Source organism: Streptomyces sp. NPDC088785 (genome assembly GCF_044750685.1).
Taxonomy (GTDB): Bacteria; Actinomycetota; Actinomycetes; order Streptomycetales; family Streptomycetaceae; genus Streptomyces.
In genome coordinates this window covers 134,646-157,265 of record NZ_JBIVKH010000016.1, presented here as the reverse complement: position 1 = coordinate 157,265, position 22,620 = coordinate 134,646, and the positions used below count along the sequence as shown (strand labels likewise).

The window sequence follows — 22,620 nt, the reverse complement described above, 5'->3', positions numbered from 1 at the left end:
GCGCCGTGCCCGCGGTCCGCATCACTTGAAGCCGGTGGACATGTACTTGTCGATGTTCGACGCGTCGACGACGGCCGAGAACAGGGTCACGTGGGCCGGGATCTCGAACTCGGCCATGCCGCCGATGCCCTTGCCCTGGCCGAGGGCGCGGGCGAGGTCGATGGCGGACGCGGCCATGGTGGGCGGGTAGAGGACGGTCGCCTTCAGCACGCCGCGGCCGCTCTTGATCGCCTCGAACGCGGAGAGGGCACCGGCGCCGCCGACCATCAGGAAGTCGTCGCGGCCGGCCTGCTCGATGGCGCGCAGCGCGCCGACGCCCTGGTCGTCGTCGTGGTTCCACAGCGCGTCGAAGTTCTTCTGCGCCTGGAGGAGCTGGGACATCTTGGCCTGTCCCGACTCGACGGTGAAGTCGGCGGCCTGGCGGGCCACCTTCTTGATGTTCGGGAAGTTCTTCAGGGCGTCGTCGAAGCCCTGGCTGCGCTGCTTGGTCAGTTCGAGGTTGTCGAGCCCGGCGAGCTCGACGACCTTGGCGTTCTTCTTGTCCTTGAGCTTCTCGCCGATGTAGTTGCCGGCGGACAGGCCCATGCCGTAGTTGTCGCCGCCGATCCAGCAGCGGTACGCCTGCGGGGTGTCGAAGATCCGGTCGAGGTTGACGACCGGGATGCCGGCGCGCATCGCCTTCAGGCCGACCTGGGTCAGCGCCTTGCCGTCGGCGGGCAGGACGACGAGGACGTCGACCTTCTTGTTGATGAGGGTCTCGACCTGGCCGATCTGGGCGGCCGTGTCGTTGGAGCCCTCGGTCGCCTCCAGCGTGACGTCGGAGTACTTCTTCGCCCGCTCCTTGGCGTTGTCGTTGATCGCGTTGAGCCAGCCGTGGTCGGCCTGCGGGCCCGCGAAGCCGATGGTGACCTGCTTGCCCGGCTTGCTGTCCGCGACCGGCTGGTCCGCGGGCCTGCTGTCGCCGTCGCTCTTGTCGCTCGGCTCGTTGCTGGTGCAGGCCGTGAGCAGCCCGCCCGCGGTGACCGCGGCGGCCGCGCCGAACAGGAGGCTTCTGCGGCTCGACACGCTTGTCGGCTCTGGCATGGCGTCGTCCCTTCCCGGACTCATGAAGTGGTGTTGGCCGTACGTCGCTGGAGCAGGACCGCGGCGACGATGATCGCGCCCTTGGCGATCTGCTGCGTGGCCGTCTCCAGGTTGTTCAGCGCGAAGATGTTCTGGATCGTGATGAAGATCAGGACGCCGAGGACGGAGCCGACGATGCTGCCGCGGCCTCCGGTGAGCAGGGTGCCGCCGATGATGGCGGCGGCGATGGCGTCGAGTTCGTACAGGTTTCCGTTGGTGTTCTGGCCCGATCCGGCGAGGACGAGGAGCAGGAACGCGGCGATGCCGCAGCACAGGCCGGACAGCAGGTACAGGTAGAGACGCTGGCGGCGGACGTCGATGCCGGCGAGCCGGGCGGCTTCCGGGTTGCCGCCGACGGCGACGGAGCGGCGGCCGAACGTGGTGCGGTTCAGCACGAGCCAGCCGACGACGGTGACGGCGGCGAAGACGAGGACCAGCGGCGGGATGCCGAGGATGTAGGAGTCGCGCTCGCCGAGTTTCAGCACGCCGTCGACGGTGATCATCTGGGTCTTGCCGTCGGTGATCTGGAGGGCGAGGCCGCGGCCCGACGCCAGCATCGCCAGGGTGGCGATGAAGGGGACGATGTTGCCGTAGGCGATGAGGACGCCGTTCACCAGGCCGCAGCCGACGCCGACGAGGAGCGCCGTGAGGAGGATGCCGACGAAGCCGTACTCCTGGGTGGCGACGGTGGACGCCCACACGCTGGCGAGCGCGACGATCGCGCCGACGGAGAGGTCGATGCCGCCGGAGATGATCACGAAGGTCATGCCGACGGTGACGACGCCGATGACGGAGGCCTGGGTCAGGATCAGCTGGACGTTGTCACCGTCGAGGAAACTGTCGGGCTGGGTGATGCCGCCGATGACGATGAGGGCGACGAGGACGCCGAGCAGGGACAGGGTGCGGACGTCGAGCCGGAGCGCGGCCAGGGGCGTCCGGGGGCGTTCCTTGGGCTTCGCGGCGCGTTCGGGCTCCGCCGGTCGGGTGGGTGAGGCGGGCTGCGTCATGGCGCCGGGTCCCTTCGTGTCGGGTGCGCGTGGTGCCTGTCGGAGTGCGGTCGGTACGGGTACGTGGTCGGTGGCGCGGTCCCCCGCGTCGCCGTCGGGGCGGTCCGCTCGGCGGGTCACGGGGTCGGGGTCCCTTCCATCACCAGGTCCAGGACGCGGTGCTCGGTCAGGTCGCGGGCCGGCGCCTCGTGGACCACCGTGCCTTCGCGCAGCACCAGGACGCGGTCGGCCAGGCCCAGGACCTCGGGGACCTCGCTGGAGACGAGGAGGACGGCGAGGCCCTCGTCGGCGAGACGGCGGATCACGGCGTAGAGCTCGGCGCGGGCGCCGACGTCGACGCCGCGGGTGGGCTCGTCGAGGAGGAGGACCTTGCAGCCGCGCAGCAGCCAGCGGGCGAGGACGGCCTTCTGCTGGTTGCCGCCGGAGAGGGTGCGGACGGGGACCGAGGGGTTGTCCGGGCGCAGGTGGAGCTCCCGGGTGGCCTTCAGGGCGGCCGCCCGCTCGCCGCGCCGGTCGAGCCAGCCGACGCGGGCGAAGCGGGACATGGAGGAGACGGAGACGTTGCGGGTCACCGACTCCAGCATCAGCAGGGCCTGCGCCTTGCGTTCCTCGGGGGCGAGTCCGAGGCCCGCGCGCACCGCCGCACGCACACTGCCGATCCGCAACTCCCGCTTCTCCACGGTGACCTGACCGGTCGTCGGTTTGCGGGCGCCGTAGATGGTCTCCAGGATCTCGGAGCGGCCGGAGCCGACCAGACCGGCCAGGCCGACGATCTCGCCGGGGCGCAGGTCGAGGTCGAGCGGGGCGAACTCGCCGTCGCGGGAGAGGTTCCGGGCGCTCAGCACCGGCTCGGCGGTGGCGGGTGCGGCCGGGCGCTCCGGGAAGACGTACTCCACGGTGCGGCCGGTCATCAGGGCGACCACGTCGCGGGTCGGGGTGTCCTTCGCGGGGAGTCCGTCGGCGACCGCGCGGCCGTCCTTGAGGACGGTGACCCGGTCGCCGATGCGGCGGATCTCCTCCAGGCGGTGCGAGATGTAGACGACGGCGACGCCGTCCGCGGTGAGGTTGGCGACGATGCGGAAGAGGTTGTCGACCTCGTCGGGGTCGAGCGCGGCCGACGGCTCGTCCATGACGATCAGGCGGACGTCGTGGGAGAGCGCGCGGGCCATGGAGACGATCTGCTGCCCGGCGGCCGGCAGGTCACCGACGAGCGTGTTCGGGTCGATCTCGCCGTGCCCGAGCCGCTTCAGCAGCGCGGCGGTCGAGGACGTCGCGTCGCGGCGGCGGACGACGAATCCGGCGGCCGTCGGCTCGTGGCCGAGGTGGACGTTCTCCGCCACCGACAGGTGCTGCACCAGGTCCAGCTCCTGGTAGATGGTGGCGATGCCGAGCCGCATCGCGGCGATCGGGGAGCGCAGCGTGACCGGTTCCCCGCGCCAGGTGATGGCTCCCTCGTCGGGCTGGTGGGCGCCGGCGAGGATCTTGATGAGGGTGGACTTGCCCGCGCCGTTCTGGCCGAGCAGGCAGTGGACCTCGCCCGCCCGGACCTCCAGGTCCACGCCGTCGAGGGCGCGGACTCCGGGGAACGACTTGGTGATGCCGGACATGGTGAGCAGCGGCGGTTCTGATGCCGGTGGTTCCTGTGGTGCCTGAGGTGCCGATGGTGCCGTGGGTGCCATGGCGGTTCCCTTATGAACGGGTGCGGGCCGGGTTCAGGGCAGAGCAGAGCGGAACAGGGTGCGGCGGAGCGGCGTGCGACGAGCGGAGTGCGCGGGCCGGAGTGCGGCGCGCGAGGTGCGGCGAGCGACGTGCGGCGAGCCGAGGAGCTGCGTGCGACGAGCGAGGTGCGGCAGGGCAGGGCGGAGCTGAGCGCTGTACTGGGGTGCCGGTCCCGCGGGGGGTTGCTACGCGGGCGAGAACAGGTGGTCGCTGATCAGACGGGCGCCGCCGATCACTCCGGCGGTGGGGCCCAACTCCCCCAGGACGATGGGGAGGTTGCCGGTGGCCAGCGGGAGTGACTGGCGGTAGACCTGGGTGCGCAGGGCGGCGAGGAGCGTGTGGCCGAGGCCGGTGACACCGCCGCCGATGACGACCAGGCCGGGGTTGAAGAAGCTGACGAGTGAGGCGATGACCTGGCCGGTGCGGTTGCCGCCCTCGCGGATCAGGTCGAGGGAGGTGCCGTCACCGGTGGCCGCCGCCACCGCGACGTCGGCCGCGCTGAGCCGGCCCGACGCGTCGAGCCGGGTGGCCAGTTCGGGCGAGCGGCCGTCCCGGGCGGCCTCCTCGGCGTCGCGGGCGAGTGCCGCGCCGCTGAAGTAGGCCTCCAGGCAGCCCCTGTTGCCGCAGGCGCACTGGCGGCCGTCGGGCTCGACCTGGATGTGCCCGATGTCGCCCGCGGAGCCGGTCGTGCCGCGGTAGACCTCGCCGCCGACGACGATGCCGCAGCCGATACCGGTGCCGATCTTGACGCAGAGGAAGTCGCGGGCGGTGCGGGCGACGCCCGCGTGCTGCTCGCCCATCGCCATCAGGTTCACGTCGTTGTCGACCATCACCGGGCAGCCCAGGTCCTGGCTGAGCGCCTCGCGGACCGGGAAGCCGTCCCAGCCGGGCATGATCGGCGGGGCGACCGGGACGCCCTCGGGGAAGCGGACCGGACCGGGCACGCCGATGCCCGCTCCGTCGAACCCCTCGGCCAGTCCGGAGGCCCGCAACTTGGCTGCCATGGCCAGGACTTGCTCGAAGACCGCGACCGGGCCCTCTCGTACGTCCATGGGCTGGTTGATGTGTCCGAGCACCTCCAGCTCGGCGTTGGTGACCGCGACGTCGACCGAAGTCGCGCCGATGTCGACGCCGAGGAAGCGGAGTTCGGGGGCGAGCCGGATGTTGTGGGAGCGGCGGCCGCCGCGGGACGCGGCCAGTCCGTCGGCGACCACGAGTCCGGTCTCCAGGAGCCGGTCCACCTCGACGGCCAGCTTCGACCGCGAGAGGTCGACCTGATCGCCGAGCTGGGCACGGGAGTTGGGCCCACCGTCGCGCAGCAGCCGCAGCAGCCGCGCCTGGTGCGCGTTCGCGGGCCGAGCCGTCATGCGTCTCACATGCCCCTCCCCGACTCTTCGGGCTCCGTCGGACCGTCGCTCGTGTCCGCCGGTGGTGCCCGGCAGCTCCGTCCGGCTTTCGATGGGGAACGTAGCAGTGGCTGCCGGGGGTGGGAAGAAGTTGCACAGGAATTACCCCCGACTTCTTCCCGTCACAGGACAAAGCCCGGTCCCGGGCGTCGCCCGCCGTGCGGCCCGTAGGCTGTTCGCCGCCACGCCACGGCACGTCGGAGGGGGTCCGGGGATGACACCGGAGGCGGCATCGCCGCAGCACACGGACATATCGGCCGCGCGGGGACCCGGGGTCCTCCAGCCGGTCACGACACTGGAGTTGTTCTTCGATCTGGTCTTCGTCTACACGCTGACCCAGCTCACCGTCGTCATCGCCCACGATCTCTCCTGGGCGACCGCGGGCCGGGTCACCGTGCTCTTCGCCGTGCTGTACTGGATGTACTCGGCGTACGCGTATCTCACCAACCAGGTGCCGCCGGACCGTCCGTCGCGGCGGCTGCTGATGCTGTTCGGGATGGGCGCGTTCCTGGTCTGCGCGCTGTCCATCCCGCATGTCTTCGACCCGGACTCGAACGCGGGCGTCGTCTTCGGGCTCGGGTTCCTGCTGGTCGTCGGGGTGCACAGCGTGCTGTACACGCGCAGTCACGGCGGCGACGTCGTCTGGTACGCGGTGCCCAACTCGCTGGCCGCGCTGGCCGTCACCGGGGCGGGGCTGTGCTCGGGGCCGGTCGCCGACGGGCTGTGGGTGCTGGCGGTCGTGGTGCAGTTCCTGACGCCGCGGTTCGCCGAGTACGGGCCGGCGCGGCGCAGTGGGCGGTCCCCGTCCGAACTCCGCGTCCAGCTGGGCGGGTTGCATCCCGGGCACTTCGTGGAGCGGCACGGGCTGCTGCTGATCGTGTCGTTCGGGGAGTCCGTCATCGCGATCGGGGTGGGCGTGGGGGATCTGCCGTTCACTCCGGGGGTGTTCAGCGGGGTGTTTCTCGCGCTGACGATCGCCGGGGCGCTGTGGTGGACGTACTTCGTGCGGGACGAGGGCGGGGCCGAGCACGCGTTCGCGGCGACGGCGCCGGAGCGGCGGTGGCGGCTCGCCATGACCGCGTACTACTACGCGTTTCTGCCGATGCTGCTCGGGGTCGCGTTCCTCGCCGCCGGGATCAAGAAGGCGCTCGGGCACATCGGGGAGCATCTGCACACCGGGCCCGCGGTGGCCCTCGCCGGTGGGGTCGCGCTGTTCCTCGCCGGTGATGTGGCGTTCCGGTCCGCCATGCGGTTGTTTCCCGTGGGGTTCCGGGCGGGGGCGGTGCCGGTGGTGCTGTTGACGGTGCTGCTCGGGGTTCGGGTGTCGGCGGCCGCTCAGTTGGTCGGGGTGGTGGTGACGCTGGTGGTGATGCTGGCTGCCGAGGCGCGGTGGGCTGTCTGTCCGGAGCGGGGCGGGGCGGTCGTTTGATCGGGGGGGGGCACCGGGTGCGGGGCGGTGCCGTGTCGCCGGGTGCCGGTTTTGCCGGTGTCGTGGGGTGCCGGTGTCGTGGGGTGCCGGTGTCGTGGGGTGCCGGTGTCGTCGGGTGCCGGCTCGCTGTGGCTGGTCGCGCAGTTCCCCGCGCCCCTGGCGGGGACGGGGCCGCCGCTCCCTCGCGGCTCGGGGAGCAGATCCTCGCGCGTGGTCAAGTGGCCGGTTTCGTCGGGGCTGGTCGCGCAGTTCCCCGCGCCCCTGGCGGGGATGGGGCCGCCGCTCCATCGCGGCTCGGGGAGCAGATCCCCGCGCGTGGTCAAGTGGCCGGTTTCGTCGGGGCTGGTCGCGCAGTTCCCCGCGCCCCTGGCGGGGACGGGGTTGCCGTTCCCTCGCGGCTCGGGGAGCAGATCCCCTCGCTCCTGGCGGGGATGGGGCCGCCGCTCCATCGCGGCTCGGGGAGCAGTGGACGCGCCGGGGGCGTCGTGGGTCGAGATGGCGTCGGCTGCCGGCAGTCGGGCCGCCTCGGGCCTCCACCGGCTGCCCGGAGGCGGCCGGGCGTCCGGCCAGGTCGCTGACGGGTCCCGCGCGCACGTCACGGGCAGCGCACGACCTGGCCCGCGTAGGAGAGGTTTCCGCCGAAGCCGAAGAGCAGCGCGGGCGCCCCGCTCTCCAGCTCACCGCGCTCGACCAGCTTGGACAGGGCCATCGGGATGCTGGCGGCGGAGGTGTTGCCGGAGTCGACGACGTCCCGCGCGATCACCGCGTTCACGGCGCCGATCTTCTCCGCGAGGGGTTCGATGATGCGCAGGTTCGCCTGGTGCAGGACGACGGCGGCGAGGTCCTCGGGGGCGGTACCGGCCCGTGCGCAGGCCTCGCGGGCCAGCGGCGGCAGGAAGCGGGTGGCCCAGCGGTAGACGGACTGGCCCTCCTGGGCGAAGCGCGCGGGTTCGCCCTCGATCCGTACGGCGTGGCCCATCTCGGGGACCGAGCCCCACAGGACCGGGCCGATCCCGGGCTCCGTCCCGTCCGCGCACGGCTCGATCACGACGGCGCCCGCGCCGTCGCCGGTCAGCACGCACGTGGTGCGGTCGGTCCAGTCGGTGACGGCGGACATCTTGTCGGCGCCGATCACCAGGGCGCGGCGGGCGGCCCCGGCGCGCAGCGTGTGGTCGGCGGTGGCCAGGGCGTGGGTGAAGCCGGCGCACACGACGTTCAGGTCGAGGGCGGCCGGGGACGGGACGCCGAGGCGGTGGGCGACGCGGGCCGCGGTGTTGGGCGAGCGGTCGACGGCGGTGGACGTCGCGACGACGACGAGGTCCACGGCGTCGGCGGTCAGCCCCGCCGCGGCCAGCGCCTTGGCGGCGGCGTGCGCGGCGAGTTCGTCGACCGGCTCGTCGGGGCCCGCGATGTGCCGGGTGCGGATGCCGACGCGCGAGCGGATCCACTCGTCGTCGGTGTCGACCATGCCCGCCAGATCCTCGTTGGTCAGGATCCTGGCGGGCTGATAGTGGCCGATGCCGACGATGCGCGAACCGTTCATGGAGGGTCCCCTCGTGTGCCTTGCGGGCGGGTGGTGCGGCCCCGTCCGAGCTGCGGACATTCCAGTCTGGTCAGCGACCGGCGAGTAACCGGTGACGTATGCGACAGGAATGCGGCGCAAGGCTTGGAGAGTTCCGACCGATCAGCCCGTGAAGAGCTGGGTGGCCTTTTGCACCAGTTCGTACAGTCCGTAGGCGAGGGGAGCGCCCACCCACAGCCAGGCGACGACGACGAGGGTCCGCCGCCTAGGCGGATCGCTGCTGGTCTCGGGCGGTGGCGGCTGCGTCATCGGCGGACTCCCTGGGGGCGGGTACGTGGTGGTGGCGGGCGTGGACGGGCCGGACGAGTTCGTTGGCGACGAAGCCGACGACGAGCAGCCCGATCATGATGGCGAGCGACAGGCCGTAGAGGGACGCGCCGTGCTTGCCCGCGCTCTCCTGGCTGTCGGCGATCCGGTTGACGATGAGCGGGCCGAGGACGCCCGCCGTGGACCAGGCCGTGAGGAGGCGGCCGTGGATGGCGCCCACCTGGTGGGTGCCGAAGAGGTCCTTCAGGTAGGCCGGAATGGTCGCGAAGCCGCCGCCGTAGAAGGAGAGGATCACGAGGGCGCAGAGGACGAAGAGGGTCTTCGACGAGTCGCCCCACAGGGCGATGAGGAGATACATGAGGGCGCCCGCGCCGAGGTAGAGGCGGTACACGTTCTTGCGGCCGACGAGGTCCGAGGTGGAGGACCAGCCGATGCGCCCCGCCATGTTCGCGGCGGAGAGCAGGGCGACGAAGCCCGCGGCGGCGGAGGCCGTCACCGGGGTGCCGGAGTCCTGGAAGAAGTCCGTGATCATCGGGGCGGCCTTCTCCAGGATGCCGATGCCCGCGGTGACGTTCATGCACAGGACGACCCACAGGCACCAGAACTGCGGGGTGCGGATCGCCCGGTCCGCGGTCACCTGCGGCCCGGCGGGGGCGGTGGGTGCGGCGGGGACGGCGGGCTCGGCGCCCCGCGCCGCCGCGGGCGCGGCCGAGGCCGGCGCGCTCCTCGGCACCCTGATCAACAGCACGCCCAGCGACATGAAGACCGCGTAGACCACTCCGTGCACCAGGAAGGCGAGCTCCAGGCCGCCGTTGCCGCTGCCGAACGACTCCAGCATCCGCGCGCTCCACGGGGACGCGATCAGCGCGCCGCCGCCGAAGCCCATGATCGCGATGCCGGTGGCCATGCCGGGCCGGTCGGGGAACCACTTGATCAGCGTGGAGACCGGTGAGATGTACCCGATGCCGAGGCCGATGCCGCCGACGAAGCCGTAGCCGAGGACGATCAGCCAGAACTGCTCGAGTCCGGCGCCCAGCGCGGAGATCAGGAAGCCGGACGAGAAGCAGACCAGGGAGACGCCCATCGCCCAGCGCGGTCCGTTGCGCTCGACGAGCGTGCCGCCGAACGCCGCGGACAGGCCGAGCATCACGATGGCCAGCTGGAACGGCAGCGCGCTCTGCGTGCCGCTCACGTGCAGGGCGTCCTCGACGGCGGGCTTGAAGACGCTCCAGGCGTAGGCCTGGCCGATGGACAGATGGACCGCGAGAGCGGCTGGGGGAACGAGCCAGCGGCTCCAGCCGGGGGGTGCGACGGGGGGCCTCATGATCCACAACCGTAGGCAGGGCCACGGGAGTTGGGAAGGGGGCGGGAGCGCCGCCGCGCGCGTCCTCGCCCTTCACGCTCCGCGTTACATACTGTATGCAGTATCTGTTCGCATTTCATCCGGATCCCGGCGGAATTCCCTCGGCCCGGTCCACCCGATCGGCCCGTTCCCGCCGGACAATGAGATCGTGAAGGTCGCCTCGCCGCACGACACCCCGGCGACCCGCGGCGGCCTCTACAGAAACCGGGACTGATCAGGACATGGGACGAGTCACGGAACGGCGCAAGGTCATCCGGATCAGGGGCGGGCAGGTCTCGTCCCGGCCGGACACCCTCGTCGCCGAGGAACCCCTGGAGATCCGGCTGAACGGCAAGCCGCTCGCCATCACCATGCGCACCCCGGGCGACGACTTCGCGCTCGCCGCGGGCTTCCTGGTCAGCGAGGGCGTGCTGGCCGGGGCGGACGACCTCCAGAACATCGTGTACTGCGCGGGCGCGACGCAGGACGGCTCGAACACGTACAACGTGGTGGACGTGCGGACGGCCCCCGGGATCGTCCTGCCGGACATCACGCTCGAACGGAACGTGTACACCACCTCGTCCTGCGGGCTGTGCGGCAAGGCCAGCCTGGACGCGGTGCGCACCACGGCCCGCTTCCCGATCGCCGACACTCCCCCGGTCCGGCTCACGCCCGAGCTGCTGGCCTCGCTCCCCGACCGGCTGCGCGAGGCGCAGCGGGTGTTCGACCGGACCGGCGGACTGCACGCGGCGGCGCTCTTCGACGAGGCGGGCACGCTCGTCGACATAAGGGAGGACGTCGGGCGGCACAACGCCGTCGACAAGCTGGTCGGGCGCGCCCTCCAGAGCGGCGACCTGCCGCTGTCCCGTTCGGTCCTGCTCGTCTCCGGCCGCGCCTCCTTCGAGCTGGCGCAGAAGGCGGTCATGGCGGGCATCCCGGTCCTCGCGGCGGTCTCCGCCCCATCGTCGCTCGCGGTGGACCTGGCGGCCGAGACCGGGCTCACGCTGGTCGGCTTCCTGCGGGGCGCCACCATGAACGTGTACGCGGGCGAGCACCGGCTCGACCTCCAGGTCCCGGCCGCGTCGAGCTGACAACGGGCGCGTGTCCGGGCGCGGGGAGCGTTACGGTCGCCAACCCGGCGGGCCGCACCCACTCGTTCGGAGCGGCGGCCGGGCCCGGCTCGCCGAGCTCCTCGTCCCCCGCGCCGGAGAGGTCGGAGCCGGTGACGGCCGACGTCACCGGCTACCTCATCGACGCGGCCCTGAGGCCGAGGAGCCGACCCCGGCGCCGGCCCCGCCCGCCACCTCCCGGGGCGCCTCCGCCTCGGCCCCCTCGGGCCCCTCGGCCACCTCGGGGTCCCTGGCGCGGCGCTTGGCGAGGACCGCGCACACCATCAGCTGCATCTGGTGGAAGAGCATCAGCGGCAGCACGGCGAGCGACGCGTGGGTGCCGAACAGGACGCTGGCCATGGGCAGTCCGGAGGCGAGGGACTTCTTCGACCCGGCGAACTGGATCGCGATGCGGTCGCCCCGGCCGAAGCCGAGCGCCTTGGCGCCGTACCAGGTCACCACCAGCATCACGGCGAGCAGCACCGCCTCGACGGCGAGCAGTCCGGCCAGCCGGACGGCGCTCACCTGGTGCCAGATGCCCTGGACCATGCCCTCGCTGAACGCCGTGTAGACGACGAGCAGGATCGAGCCCCGGTCGACGTATCCGAGGATCTTCTTGTGCCGGGTGAGGAAGCCGCCGACCCACCGGCGCAGCAACTGGCCCGCGACGAACGGCACCAGCAGTTGCAGCACGATCTTCAGAAGCGAGTCGGCCGAGAAGCCGCCGCCGCTGTTGCCGAGCAGGACCGCCGCGAGCAGCGGGGTGAACACGATGCCGGCGAGCGAGGAGAAGGAGCCCGCGCAGATCGCCGCCGGGACGTTGCCCCGCGCGATCGAGGTGAACGCGATCGAGGACTGGATCGTCGACGGGACGAGGGTGAGGAACAGCAGACCCTCGTAGAGGTTCCGCGGCAGCAGCACCGGGACCAGGCCGCGGGCCGCGAGGCCCAGCAGCGGGAACAGCACGAAGGTGCAGCCGAGGACCGTGAGGTGCAGGCGCCAGTGGCGCAGGCCGTCCATCGCCTCGCGGGTCGACAGGCGGGCCCCGTAGAGGAAGAAGAGGAAGGCGACGGCGGCGGTGGAGGCGCCGGACGCCGCGTCGGCCGCGGCGCCGCGGGCGGGCAGCAGCGCGGCCACTGCCACGGTCCCGATCAGCGCCAGGATGTAGGCGTCGATCGGCATCCAGGACGGCCGGCTCAGGCGTTTCATCGGTTCCCAGCTCTCGGTTCAGGTCGTGCCCGCTCCATCCTCCCCCGCTCCCCCCTCATCGGGAATCCGGTACACCGCTCTGACTGTGATCGCGTCGCGTGATAGGCGGGAGTAGGGTCGGCGCATGTACGACCCCGGGCAGCTGAGGACGTTTCTGGCCGTCGCGCAGACGCTGAGCTTCACGCAGGCCGCGCGGCGGCTCGGCCTGCGGCAGTCGACGGTCAGCCAGCACGTGCGGCGGCTGGAGGACGCCACGGCGCGGACGCTGTTCACGCGGGACACCCACTCCGTGGAGCTCACCGCGGACGGGGAGGCGATGCTCGGGTTCGCGCGCCGGATCCTGGAGGTGCACGAGCAGGCCGCCGCGTTCTTCACCGGGACGCGGCTGCGCGGGCGGCTGCGGTTCGGGGCGTCGGAGGACTTCGTGCTGACCCGGCTGCCGGAGATCCTGGAGGCGTTCCGGGTCGAACACCCCGAGGTGGACCTGGAGTTGACCGTCGAGCTGTCCGGGACCCTGCACGAGCTGCTGGACGCGGGCAAGCTCGATCTGGTGCTGGCCAAGCGGCGGCCGGAGGACCCGGGAGGGCAGTCCGTGTGGCACGACCGGCTGGTGTGGATCGGTTCGGAGCGGCTGCGGATCGATCCCGAGCGGCCGGTGCCGCTGATCGTGTACCCGCCGCCGGGGATCTCCCGGGCGCTCGCCCTGGAGGCGCTGGAGCGGCAGGGGCGGGCGTGGCGCATCGCCTGCACGAGCGGTTCGCTGAACGGGCTGATCGCGGCGGCCCGGGCCGGGCTCGGGGTGATGGCGCACTCCCGGGGGCTGATCCCGCCCGGTCTCGTACGGGTGCCGGAGCGGGTGGGGCTGCCGGAGCTGGGGGAGGTCGATTTCGTACTGCGGGGGGCCGCCGGGCGGGGACCCGCAGCGGTGCTGGCGCAGGCCATCCTGGGGGGCGGGGAGCGGCTGCACCGGGGGGCGGGGTGACGGGCGGCGGGGGAGGTGCCGGGTGCCGTCGCCCGTTGTCGGATGCCGAGTGCCGGGTGCCGGGTGCCGTCGCCCGTTGTCGGATGCCGAGTGCCGGGTGCCGGGTGCCGGGTGCCGTCGCCCGTTGCCGGATGCCGGGTGCCGTCGCCCGTTGTCGGATGCCGGGTGCCGTCGTGGCTGGTCGCGCGGTTTCCCGCGGTCCTGAGGCGTGCGCCGCGCGCCGCCCCCTGACCGCCCCACCCCTCCCCCCTCGCGTCACCTCGGTGGCGGGCGGTAGGTCAGCTGTTTGACGCGGCGGACGTAGGGGGCCGTCTCCACGTGCTGCACGCCCGTCAGGCGGCCCAGCTTGCCGCTGACGTAGCGGTAGAGGTCGGCCGTGTCGCGGGCCAGCACCGTCGCCACCAGGTTGGAGGGGCCTGCGGTGGCCGCCGCGTGGGCGATCTCGGGGTGTTCGGCCAGGGCGCGGCCCACGTCGTCGAGGTGGCGGGGCGCCGCCGTGATCCAGAGCAGCGCGGTGATCCCGTACCCGAGGCGCAGGGTGTCGTACTCGACGTCGATGAAGAGCGCCCCGGACGCCAGGAGCTGGCCGAGCCGGCGCCTGACGGCCGACTCGGAGCGGCCCGTGGCGCGTTGGAGTTCGGGGTAGGTGGCGCGGCCGTCGTGGCGCAGGGCGGCCAGCAGCGGACCGTCCTCCGGGGTGATCGACACCGGCTCCGGCGCGGCGGGCGGCGCCGGCCGCAGCGCCGCGATCCGGTCCGGGGCGAGCGGGCCGTACTTGCGCAGCCAGCCCTCGGGCCCGCCGAAGAAGCGGTGCAGCACCTGGTGGGCCCGGATCTCCACGATGTGCGGGGTGCGCGGCAGCTTGCCGAGGAGCAGGTCGTCGTGGTCGCCGGGGGTGCGCCGTACCGTCCCGCAGACGATCTCGGTGCCGCCCGAGGTCAGCCCGATCCAGGAGGTGTCGGGGCGCCGGGCCAGCGCGCCGGCGATGGCGCCGGCCCCTTCGGGGGCGCAGCGCAGCCGCAGCATCCAGCTGTCGTGGCCGAGGACCTGGCCGTCCTGGAGGCCGACGACGTGCAGGCCGCCGTCGGCGACGAGCCTGCGGTAGCGGCGGGCGACGGTCTGGTCGGAGACGCCGAGCACCTCGGCGATCCGGCTGAACGGCGCCCGCCCGTCCGCCTCCAGGGCCTGGAGGATGCCGAGGTCCAGCTCGTCGAACGGGGTGGATTCCACGGCCTGATCCTGCCTCGCTGTCGGATTCCGTCGCTTCCGGGCGGACGATCACGGCGATCGGCCGCCCGCCGCTCATCGTACGGAGCACCGCGCGTCCGCTGCGGACCGCGTCGAGAACCCTGACGAAAGGTCACCACCACCATGCGTACTTGGGGGCCCCTGACAGCCGTCTGTCTGGGAACGTTCATGCTGCTGCTGGACGTGACGATCGCCGTCGTCGCGCTGCCGGACATGGCGGCCGCGCTGCACGCCTCGCTCGGCGATCTCCAGTGGGTGATGGACGGCTACGCGCTGGCGCTGGCCGCCCTGCTGCTCGGCGCCGGGGCCGCCGCCGACATCCTGGGGCGGCGGCGCGTGCACGTGGCGGGCGTCGTCGTCTTCGCGGCCGCCTCGCTGGTGTGCGGGCTCGCGGGCGGGCCCGCGACGCTCGTCGCGGCGCGGGTCGTGCAGGGCCTGGGCGCGGCCGCGATGTTCGCGACGACGCTGCCGATCATCGGGGCCGTCTACGAGGGGCGGCAGCGGTCCGTGGCGCTCGGCGCGTTCGGCGCGGTCAGCGGCGGGGCGGCGGCGATCGGGCCGGTCCTGGGCGGGCTGCTCACCGAGGGGCCGGGCTGGCGGTGGATCTTCTGGGTCAATCTGCCGGTGAGCGTCGCGGCGGTGTGGCTGACGCTGCGCCACGTGCCCGAGTCGCGCGGACCGCGGGGGCGCCGGATCGACTGGGCGGGGACGGCGGCCTTCGCCGTGTTCGCGGGCACGGCGACGTATGGGGTGATCCGGGCGGGCGAGCGGGGCTGGGGCGACCGGGGCGCGGTCGTCGCGCTCCTGGTGGCCGCCGTGGCGCTGGTCTGCTTCGTGGCCGTCGAACGGTTCTGCGCCCATCCCATGCTGGACCTCGCGCTGCTGCGCCGGCCCGCGTTCGTGGGCGTGATGGCGGGCGCCTTCGCGTTCAACGCGGCCGCGTTCGGGGTGCTGCCGTACACCTCGCTGTGGCTCCAGACGCTGCTGGGGATGAGCCCGGTCCGCGCCGGACTCGTCTTCGTGTTCCTGTCGGGGGCCTCGATGCTGGTGGCGATGGCCGGCGGCCGGCTGCTGCACGGCGTACCGGCGCGGATCACGGTCGGCGGCGGGCTGCTCCTCATCGGCGTCGGAGCCTGCTGCCAGGCGGTGCTCGACGCCGGGTCGACCTGGACGGCGCTGGTCCCCGGGCTGCTGCTCGCCGGGGTGGGCGTGGGCCTGGTCTCGCCCGGGATCGCGGGCGCCGCGCTCGCCTCCGTGGAACCCCGGCGGGCCGGGACGGCGGGCGGTTCCCTGAACACCTTCCGGCAGCTGGGGTACGCGCTCGGCATCGCCGTCTTCGGCACCGTCGTCCTCTCCCGGATGCAGGAGACGCTGTCGCGCGGGGCGGCGCACGCGCTGGCGGGCGGCGGGGCGGACGGGCTGCGCGGGCGGGTGCCGCGGCGGGCGCTGGCCACGGCGTTCGCGCACGGGCTCAACTCGGCCTCCGTCCTGGCCGGTTGCGTGGCGATCGGCGCGGGGTTCCTGGTGCTCGTGCTGGTACGGTCCCCCCGGCCGCCCGTAACGGAACCGACCACTCCGCCCAAAAAGGCGGCACCCGCTCCGCGGTGACCCCGGTGACCGCCGCGTACAGATTCGGTGGAGACCGCTGAGGATCGGTGAAGAGGGCCGGGAGATTACGCCACCGAAACTTACTGAAAGGTAAGTAATCTGTCCCGGCCCTTCCCTTGTGGCCGCATTTAGACGGCTGACCTGTGCATATTCCGCGTACCGACGGTGAGACGGACCCTCTCCCGCCCGGGCGCGCGGTCCGGTACCGTCGCCGACGCTGTGCGGAGCGCCACAAGGAGCAACTTTGCGTGAGTTCACCACCCCCGCTCTGGCGTCGGCACCGCCGGTGGGCGGCCTGGCCGACGCCGTGTTCGACCATGCGCAGGACCACCCCGACCACATCGCCTTCGGGCGCAAGGACGCCGGGGGCCGGTGGCGCGACGTGACCTCGGCCGCGTTCCGCGACCAGGTCCTGGCACTGGCCAAGGGCCTGCTCGCACAGGGCATCCGGTTCGGCGACCGGGTCGCCATCATGTCCCGTACGCGCTACGAGTGGACGCTGTTCGACTTCGCGCTGTGGACCGTCGGCGCCCAGGTCGTCCCCATCTACGCGACGTCCTCGGCGGAGCAGGTCTTCTGGACGCTGTACGACGCCCAGGTCGCGGCGGCGGTCGTGGAGCACGAGGACCACGCCATGACCATCGCCACGGTCATCGACAAGCTGCCCCATCTGCACCGGCTGTGGCAGCTGGACGGCGGCGCGGTGGACGAGGTCAGCGCGTCCGGCACGCACATCGACGACGAGACGGTGCACCGGCACCGCAAGGCGGTCACCCCCGACTCCGTCGCCACGATCATCTACACGTCCGGCACGACGGGCCGCCCCAAGGGCTGTGTCATCTCGCACGCGAACTTCATGTTCGAGGCGGACACCATGGTGGCGCGCTGGGAGCCGGTGTTCGCCTCGAAGCGGGAGCGGGAGGCCTCGACCCTGCTGTTCCTGCCGCTCGCGCACGTCTTCGGGCGGATGGTGCAGGTCGCGGCGGTGCGCGGCGGGGTGAAGATGGGCCACCAGCCGCAGCTGAACGCGGCGGCGCTGCTCCCGGACCTCCAGGCGTTCCGGCCGACGTTCATCCTCGCGGTGCCGTACATCTTCGAGAAGGTCTTCAACGCGGCGCGCAGGAAGGCCGAGAAGGAAGGCAGATCGGGCCCGTTCGACAAGGCCGTGGAGTGCGCCGTGAAGTACGCGGACGCGCAGGAGGCGAAGGCGTTCGGCACGGGCTCGGGGCCCTCCGCTTCGCTGCGGATGCAGCACTCCTTCTTCGACAAGGTCGTCTTCGCCAAGGTGCGCGAGGCGATGGGCGGCCGGATCCGGCACGCCATGTCGGGCGGCAGCGGCATGGACCGCAGGCTCGGCCTGTTCTTCGCGGGTGCGGGCGTCGCGATCTACGAGGGCTACGGCCTGACCGAGTCGACGGCCGCCGCCACCGCCAATCCGCCCGAGCAGACCCGCTACGGCACGGTCGGCCAGGCGATCCCCGGCACCACCGTGCACATCGCGGACGACGGCGAGGTGTGGCTGCACGGCGAGAACGTCTTCCAGGGCTACCTCAACGACCCCAAGGCCACGGACGGCACCCTGCACGACGGCTGGCTCGCCACCGGCGACCTGGGCGCGCTGGACGAGGACGGCTACCTGACCATCACCGGCCGCAAGAAGGAGATCCTCGTGACCTCCGGCGGCAAGAGCGTCTCGCCGCAGCAGCTGGAGGAGCGGGTGCGCGACCATCCGCTGGTCGCCCAGTGCATCGTCGTCGGCAACGACCGCCCGTACGTCGCCGCGCTGGTCACGCTCGACGCGGAGTCCGTCGAGCACTGGCTCGGCATGCGCGGCAAGCAGATGATGCACCCGGCCGAGCTGGTGCGCGACCCGGACCTGGAGATGGAGGTCCGGCGCGCGGTGGTGGCCGCGAACACACTGGTCTCGCAGGCCGAGTCGATCCGCACCTTCCGGATCCTCGCCCATCAGTTCAGCGAGGAGCACGGCCTGCTCACCCCGTCCCTGAAGCTCAAGCGCAAGGCGATCGAGACGGCGTACGCGACCGAGGTCGAGGCGCTCTACCGCGGCTGACCTCCGGCGGGCACGGATCCAGACCTTCCCTTACGTTCGAGAGGGAGGCACCCGGACCCTGCGGAAGGCCGAACCATGAGCAGCGCACCCCCCGCGGCCCCGAACGGCGGGTACGGCCCGTCGGGCGGCGAGCCCTCGCACACCCCCTACCGGCACCCCACGGCGGGCTGGGGTGCGGCGAAGTCCGTGGGCCGGGTGCTGGCGAAGGCGAAGGAGCCCGTCGACAGCGCGCGGATCATGACGCGGATGAACCACCCGGACCGCGGCTTCGACTGCCCGGGGTGCGCCTGGCCCGACGATCAGCACGGGCTGGCGCTCGACCTGTGCGAGAACGGCATCAAGCACGCCACCTGGGAGATGACGCCGAAGCGCGCGGGCGCCGCCTTCTTCGCCCGGCACACGGTGACCGAGCTGGCCGGGTGGCCGGACCACGACCTGGAGGACCAGGGGCGGCTGGTCGGTCCGCTGGCGTACGACGCGCGCACCGACCACTACGTGCCCGTGTCCTGGGAGAGCGCGTTCGCGCTCGTCGGCGAGACGCTGCGCGGCCTCGACTCCCCCGGCCGCGCCCTGTTCTACACCTCGGGCCGGCTGAGCAACGAGGCGACGTTCCTCTACCAGCTCTTCGCCCGCGAGTTCGGCACCAACAACCTCCCCGACTGCTCGAACATGTGCCACGAGGCGAGCGGCCGGGCGCTGACCGCCGCGCTCGGCACCGGCAAGGGCACCGTCGACCTGAACGACCTCGACCAGGCGGACGCGCTGTTCGTGATGGGCGTGAACGCGGCGTCCAACGTCCCCCGCATGATCACGACGCTGGCCCACGCCTACGACCGCGGCGCCCAGGTGGTGCACATCAACCCGCTGGTGGAGGCGGCGGCCGGCCGCACGATCGTGCCGCACGACTTCGCCGCGATGGCCGCCTTCCGGGCGACCAGGACCGGCACCCTGAACCTCCAGCCGCGCATCGGCGGCGACCTGGCGCTGCTGCGCGGCATCGCCAAGGTCGTCCTGGAGCGCGCCGAGCGGGACCCCAAGGCCGTCGACCGGGAGTTCCTGGAGCGCTTCACCGTGGGCTTCGAGGCCTACCGCGACCTGTGCGCGGCGACCGCGTGGGCGGACCTGGAGGCGGCGAGCGGCGTGGACCGCGACGCCATGACCCGGGCCGCCGAGGTCTATCTCGGCTCCTGCCGCACGGTGATCACCTGGTGTCTCGGCATCACGCAGCAGGAGCACGGCGTCGACACGGTCCGCGAGATCGTGAACCTGCTGCTGCTGCGCGGCAACATCGGGCGCGAGGGCGCGGGCCCCTGCCCCATCCGCGGGCACAGCAACGTGCAGGGCAACCGCACCTGCGGCATCGACCACCGCCCGGACGAGCGGTTCCTGGACCGGCTCGCCGACGCGTGCGGCATCGATCCGCCGCGCGCGCCGGGCCTGGACACGGTGCGCGGCATCGAGGCGATGCACGCCGGTGAGGCGACGGTGTTCGTCGGCATGGGCGGCAACTTCGTCCGCGCCGCACCCGACCCCGGTTACACCGAAGAGGCCCTGCGCGCGTGCGAGTTGACCGTCCAGGTGTCCACCAAGCTGAACCGCTCGCACCTGGTGCACGGGCGGCGGGCGCTGATCCTGCCCTGCCTGGGCCGCACCGAGAGGGACCTCCAGGAGGCCGGGCCGCAGGCGGTCTCGGTGGAGGACTCGATGAGCATGGTGCACCTGTCGCGGGGGATGAAGCGGCCCGCGTCCGCGCACCTGCTCTCCGAGCCCGCGATCATCGCCCGCATGGCGCGGGCGACGCTGCCCGGGTCGGCGACGCCCTGGGAGGAGTACACCGGGGACTACGACCGGATCCGCGACACGATGCAACGCGCGCTCGACGGTTTCGAGGACTTCAACCGGCGGGTGCGCGGGCCGCACGGGTTCCGGCTGCGGCAGCCGGCCCGGGAGCGGATCTTCCTGACGCCGTCCGGGCGGGCCGAGTTCTCGCTCGCCGCGCTGCCGGACCCCGACCCCGGCGAGGGTCTGCTGACGTTGGCGACGGTCCGTTCGCACGACCAGTGGAACACCACGATCTACTCCTCCGACGACCGCTACCGGGGCGTGCGCAACCTGCGCACCCTGGTGTTCCTTAACACGGACGACATGCGTGAGCGCGGGCTGGCCGACATGGACCTCGTCGACATCACCTCGGTGGCGCGGGACGGGTCGCGGCGGTCGGTGCACGGGTACCGCGCGCTCGCGTACGATCTGCCGCGCGGCTGCGCGGTGGGCTACATGCCGGAGCTGAACGTCCTGTGCGCGATCGGCGACTTCAGCCCGCAGAGCGACCAGCCGCTGATGAAGCATCTCGCGGTGGAGGTGCGGCGGCAGCCGGCGGCGGGTGCGCCTGGACCGGACGATTCCGCCACAGGAATGCGCGTACGTCCCTGATCGTTGAGCATGGGAGTACGACAGTTGTCTCACAACCCGAAGGAACGACACCTCGTGAGCAAGGTTCCCCCGATCATCCTGAACAACGGCGTCGAGATGCCCCAGCTCGGCTTCGGCGTGTGGCAGGTGCCGGACGACGAGGCGGAGAGGGCCGTCGCGACGGCGCTTCAGGCCGGGTACCGGAGCATCGACACCGCCGCGATCTACGGCAACGAAGAGGGCACCGGCAAGGCGATCGCCGCGTCGGGCGTGCCCCGCGAGGAGCTCTTCGTCACCACCAAGCTGTGGAACGCGGACCAGGGCCACGACGCGACGCTCCGCGCCTTCGACCGGTCCCTCGACAAGCTCGGTCTCGACCACGTGGACCTGTACCTGATCCACTGGCCGCTGCCGTCCAAGGACCTGTACGTGGACACGTACCGGGCGTTCGAGAAGATCTACGCCGACGGGCGCGCCCGAGCCATCGGCGTCTCCAACTTCCTGCCGGAGCACCTGGACCGGCTGACCGCCGAGACCTCCGTCATCCCCGCGGTCAACCAGATCGAGCTGCACCCCCACCTCCAGCAGCACGCCTCGCGCGAGCGCCACGCGGAGCTGGGCATCGCGACCGAGGCGTGGTCGCCGCTCGGCCAGGGCAAGGGCCTGCTGGAGGTTCCGGCGATCGTCGCCATCGCCCGCAAGCACGGCCGCACGCCGGCCCAGGTCGTCCTGCGCTGGCACGTCCAGCTGGGCAACGTGGTGATCCCGAAGTCGGTGACCCCCTCGCGCATCGCGGAGAACATCGACGTGTTCGGCTTCGAGCTCGACACCGAGGACCTCGGCGCGATCTCCGCACTGAACGAGGACCGCCGGCTGGGCCCGGACCCGGCGGAGTTCGACGTCGCCTGATCCCCTCCCCCGGCCCGCCGGCCGGAGCGGCCGACCGGGGCCGTCGCCCGTGGGCACCCACCGTGCCCGGGCGGCGGCCCCGGCGTCTGTCCTGCCTGCGATCGGGTCCGGCGGACGGGCTTGACTTCGCGTGCACTTCAACACGTTGACTCCCCTCCCGTGGCCCGGACGCGTCCGGCGGCCGGACCGCACGAGAAGGGGGACCTCCCATGAGATACCGCACGATCGGCACCGACCCGGCGCGCCGCCGCGAGGTGAGCGTGCTCAGCCTCGGCGCCATGCTGATGGGCACGCTCACCGACGAGAAGACGTCGTTCGCGATCCTCGACCGGTACGTGGAGGCGGGCGGCACGTTCATCGACACGTCCGACAACTACGCGTTCTGGGTCCACGGCACGGTCGGCGGCGAGAGCGAGACGCTGCTCGGGAACTGGCGGCGCAGCCGGGGCATCGGCGACGAGGTCGTCATCGCCACGAAGCTGGGGGCGGCGCCGCTCGCACCGGGCACCGGCTTCGTCGACAACCCGGAGGGCCTGTCGGCGGCGGCGGTCCGCGCGGCCGTCGAAGGCAGCAGGGCGCGGCTCGGCGTCGAGCGCCTGGACCTGCTCTACGCGCACATCCCGGACCCGAAGGTCGAACTCGCCGAGACGGTGCGGGCGTTCGGGGCGCTCGTCGAGGAGGGGAGCGTCGGGCTGCTCGGGGTGTCCAACCACTGGGCCTGGCAGGTGGAGCGGGCGCGGGCGATCGCCCGCGCCGAGGGGCTGGCCGGCTACGAGGTGCTCCAGTACCAGCACAGCTACCTGCGCCACCGCACCGACCTCGCCACCGAGTTGTCGCCCGACGGGGTGTCCGCCACCGCCGACGGCAATCTGCTCAGCATGGTGCGCGCCGAGCGGGACCTCACGCTCGTCGCCTATTCGCCGCTGCTCGCCGGCGCGTACGTGCGGGAGGACAAGCCGCTGGGGCCCGGGCACGACCACGGCAGCCGGGAGGCGCGGCGCACCGCGCTGCGCGAGGTCGCCGCGTCGTCCGGCGCGACGGTCAACCAGGTCGTCCTCGCCTGGCTGCTCGGCGCCGGGGTGCCCGCGGTGCCGCTGGTCGGCGCGTCGTCGGTCGCGCAGCTCGACGAGAGCCTGGCGGCGGTGGACCTGGAGCTGACCACCGACGAGCGGGCCCGCCTGGACGCCGCCTGAGGCCG

17 protein-coding genes are annotated in these 22,620 nt (G+C 72.6%); 8 read left to right on the top strand and 9 right to left on the bottom strand.

The genetic code is table 11. The features are described 5' to 3' along the window. Positions 1 to 21 precede the first annotated feature (21 nt). From ACIP5K_RS31585 to ACIP5K_RS31570, 4 genes are all read right to left on the bottom strand, one after another. A complete protein-coding gene (locus tag ACIP5K_RS31585) occupies positions 22 to 1,083 on the bottom strand; it encodes a substrate-binding domain-containing protein (RefSeq protein WP_401415051.1) in 1,062 nt (353 codons plus the stop codon). A gap of 20 nt (positions 1,084 to 1,103) precedes the next feature. Further along, positions 1,104 to 2,129 (bottom strand): ABC transporter permease, encoded by a 1,026-nt coding sequence (locus ACIP5K_RS31580; RefSeq protein WP_401415050.1) that lies wholly within the window; start codon positions 2,127 to 2,129, stop codon positions 1,104 to 1,106. Between the two features lie 116 nt (positions 2,130 to 2,245). Further along, complete coding sequence (locus ACIP5K_RS31575; RefSeq protein WP_401415048.1) at positions 2,246 to 3,736, bottom strand: sugar ABC transporter ATP-binding protein; 1,491 nt, start codon at positions 3,734 to 3,736, stop codon at positions 2,246 to 2,248. A 297-nt stretch (positions 3,737 to 4,033) separates the two neighbouring features. Then, positions 4,034 to 5,215: an ROK family protein gene (locus tag ACIP5K_RS31570; RefSeq protein ID WP_401415047.1), complete on the bottom strand. Its 1,182-nt coding sequence runs from the start codon at positions 5,213 to 5,215 to the stop codon at positions 4,034 to 4,036. Positions 5,216 to 5,468: 253 nt separating this feature from the next. Between ACIP5K_RS31570 and ACIP5K_RS31565 the strand changes: the two genes are divergently transcribed. Further along, the gene (locus tag ACIP5K_RS31565; RefSeq protein WP_401415045.1) at positions 5,469 to 6,683 is read left to right on the top strand and encodes a low temperature requirement protein A; all 1,215 of its coding nucleotides are present in this window, start codon (positions 5,469 to 5,471) and stop codon (positions 6,681 to 6,683) included. 595 nt (positions 6,684 to 7,278) lie between these two features. Here ACIP5K_RS31565 and ACIP5K_RS31560 read toward each other — a convergent pair. The 3 genes from ACIP5K_RS31560 to ACIP5K_RS31550 all read right to left on the bottom strand — a co-directional run bounded on the left by ACIP5K_RS31560 (position 7,279) and on the right by ACIP5K_RS31550 (position 9,856). Beyond that, complete coding sequence (locus tag ACIP5K_RS31560) at positions 7,279 to 8,226, bottom strand: beta-ketoacyl-ACP synthase III (RefSeq protein WP_401415043.1); 948 nt, start codon at positions 8,224 to 8,226, stop codon at positions 7,279 to 7,281. 141 nt (positions 8,227 to 8,367) lie between these two features. Continuing rightward, the gene (locus tag ACIP5K_RS31555; protein WP_401415041.1) at positions 8,368 to 8,514 is read right to left on the bottom strand and encodes a hypothetical protein; all 147 of its coding nucleotides are present in this window, start codon (positions 8,512 to 8,514) and stop codon (positions 8,368 to 8,370) included. Next, positions 8,471 to 9,856: an OFA family MFS transporter gene (locus tag ACIP5K_RS31550; RefSeq protein WP_401415039.1), complete on the bottom strand. Its 1,386-nt coding sequence runs from the start codon at positions 9,854 to 9,856 to the stop codon at positions 8,471 to 8,473. The genes ACIP5K_RS31555 and ACIP5K_RS31550 overlap by 44 nt, the downstream gene beginning before the upstream one ends. A gap of 260 nt (positions 9,857 to 10,116) precedes the next feature. Between ACIP5K_RS31550 and fdhD the strand changes: the two genes are divergently transcribed. Continuing rightward, complete coding sequence (fdhD, locus tag ACIP5K_RS31545) at positions 10,117 to 10,965, top strand: formate dehydrogenase accessory sulfurtransferase FdhD (protein WP_401415037.1); 849 nt, start codon at positions 10,117 to 10,119, stop codon at positions 10,963 to 10,965. Positions 10,966 to 11,121: 156 nt separating this feature from the next. Here fdhD and ACIP5K_RS31540 read toward each other — a convergent pair whose 3' ends face one another. Beyond that, positions 11,122 to 12,192 (bottom strand): bile acid:sodium symporter family protein, encoded by a 1,071-nt coding sequence (locus tag ACIP5K_RS31540; protein WP_401415035.1) that lies wholly within the window; start codon positions 12,190 to 12,192, stop codon positions 11,122 to 11,124. 124 nt (positions 12,193 to 12,316) lie between these two features. Between ACIP5K_RS31540 and ACIP5K_RS31535 the strand changes: the two genes are divergently transcribed. After that, complete coding sequence (locus ACIP5K_RS31535) at positions 12,317 to 13,174, top strand: LysR substrate-binding domain-containing protein (RefSeq protein WP_401415033.1); 858 nt, start codon at positions 12,317 to 12,319, stop codon at positions 13,172 to 13,174. A 255-nt stretch (positions 13,175 to 13,429) separates the two neighbouring features. On the opposite strand, the gene ACIP5K_RS31530 is transcribed toward ACIP5K_RS31535, so the two are convergent. Then, a complete protein-coding gene (locus ACIP5K_RS31530; RefSeq protein WP_401415031.1) occupies positions 13,430 to 14,404 on the bottom strand; it encodes an Lrp/AsnC family transcriptional regulator in 975 nt (324 codons plus the stop codon). A gap of 141 nt (positions 14,405 to 14,545) precedes the next feature. Between ACIP5K_RS31530 and ACIP5K_RS31525 the strand changes: the two genes are divergently transcribed. From ACIP5K_RS31525 to ACIP5K_RS31505, 5 genes are all read left to right on the top strand, one after another. After that, entirely contained in the window at positions 14,546 to 16,030 is a 1,485-nt protein-coding gene (locus tag ACIP5K_RS31525; protein WP_401415029.1) for an MFS transporter, read from the top strand. Positions 16,031 to 16,274: 244 nt separating this feature from the next. Then, complete coding sequence (locus tag ACIP5K_RS31520; protein ID WP_401415028.1) at positions 16,275 to 18,101, top strand: AMP-dependent synthetase/ligase; 1,827 nt, start codon at positions 16,275 to 16,277, stop codon at positions 18,099 to 18,101. A 75-nt stretch (positions 18,102 to 18,176) separates the two neighbouring features. Beyond that, a complete protein-coding gene (locus tag ACIP5K_RS31515; RefSeq protein ID WP_401415027.1) occupies positions 18,177 to 20,534 on the top strand; it encodes an FdhF/YdeP family oxidoreductase in 2,358 nt (785 codons plus the stop codon). 96 nt (positions 20,535 to 20,630) lie between these two features. Next, positions 20,631 to 21,422, top strand: coding sequence for an aldo/keto reductase (locus ACIP5K_RS31510; protein WP_401415065.1), 792 nt, complete (start codon positions 20,631 to 20,633; stop codon positions 21,420 to 21,422). Between the two features lie 209 nt (positions 21,423 to 21,631). Then, positions 21,632 to 22,615, top strand: a complete 984-nt coding sequence (locus ACIP5K_RS31505) for an aldo/keto reductase (RefSeq protein ID WP_401415025.1) — start codon at positions 21,632 to 21,634, stop codon at positions 22,613 to 22,615. Positions 22,616 to 22,620 lie beyond the last annotated feature (5 nt).

What these genes read in the sequence shown, in the direction of transcription:
- ACIP5K_RS31565 (WP_401415045.1), top strand. Translation starts at nt 5,469, where the DNA reads ATGACACCGGAGGCGGCATCGCCGCAGCACACGGACATATCGGCCGCG.
- ACIP5K_RS31570 (WP_401415047.1), bottom strand. Translation starts at nt 5,215, where the DNA reads ATGACGGCTCGGCCCGCGAACGCGCACCAGGCGCGGCTGCTGCGGCTG.
- ACIP5K_RS31585 (WP_401415051.1), bottom strand. Translation starts at nt 1,083, where the DNA reads ATGCCAGAGCCGACAAGCGTGTCGAGCCGCAGAAGCCTCCTGTTCGGC.
- ACIP5K_RS31580 (WP_401415050.1), bottom strand. Translation starts at nt 2,129, where the DNA reads ATGACGCAGCCCGCCTCACCCACCCGACCGGCGGAGCCCGAACGCGCC.
- ACIP5K_RS31550 (WP_401415039.1), bottom strand. Translation starts at nt 9,856, where the DNA reads ATGAGGCCCCCCGTCGCACCCCCCGGCTGGAGCCGCTGGCTCGTTCCC.
- ACIP5K_RS31510 (WP_401415065.1), top strand. Translation starts at nt 20,631, where the DNA reads ATGCCCCAGCTCGGCTTCGGCGTGTGGCAGGTGCCGGACGACGAGGCG.
- ACIP5K_RS31535 (WP_401415033.1), top strand. Translation starts at nt 12,317, where the DNA reads ATGTACGACCCCGGGCAGCTGAGGACGTTTCTGGCCGTCGCGCAGACG.
- ACIP5K_RS31555 (WP_401415041.1), bottom strand. Translation starts at nt 8,514, where the DNA reads ATGACGCAGCCGCCACCGCCCGAGACCAGCAGCGATCCGCCTAGGCGG.
- ACIP5K_RS31525 (WP_401415029.1), top strand. Translation starts at nt 14,546, where the DNA reads ATGCGTACTTGGGGGCCCCTGACAGCCGTCTGTCTGGGAACGTTCATG.
- ACIP5K_RS31515 (WP_401415027.1), top strand. Translation starts at nt 18,177, where the DNA reads ATGAGCAGCGCACCCCCCGCGGCCCCGAACGGCGGGTACGGCCCGTCG.
- fdhD (WP_401415037.1), top strand. Translation starts at nt 10,117, where the DNA reads ATGGGACGAGTCACGGAACGGCGCAAGGTCATCCGGATCAGGGGCGGG.
- ACIP5K_RS31505 (WP_401415025.1), top strand. Translation starts at nt 21,632, where the DNA reads ATGAGATACCGCACGATCGGCACCGACCCGGCGCGCCGCCGCGAGGTG.
- ACIP5K_RS31575 (WP_401415048.1), bottom strand. Translation starts at nt 3,736, where the DNA reads ATGTCCGGCATCACCAAGTCGTTCCCCGGAGTCCGCGCCCTCGACGGC.
- ACIP5K_RS31560 (WP_401415043.1), bottom strand. Translation starts at nt 8,226, where the DNA reads ATGAACGGTTCGCGCATCGTCGGCATCGGCCACTATCAGCCCGCCAGG.
- ACIP5K_RS31540 (WP_401415035.1), bottom strand. Translation starts at nt 12,192, where the DNA reads ATGAAACGCCTGAGCCGGCCGTCCTGGATGCCGATCGACGCCTACATC.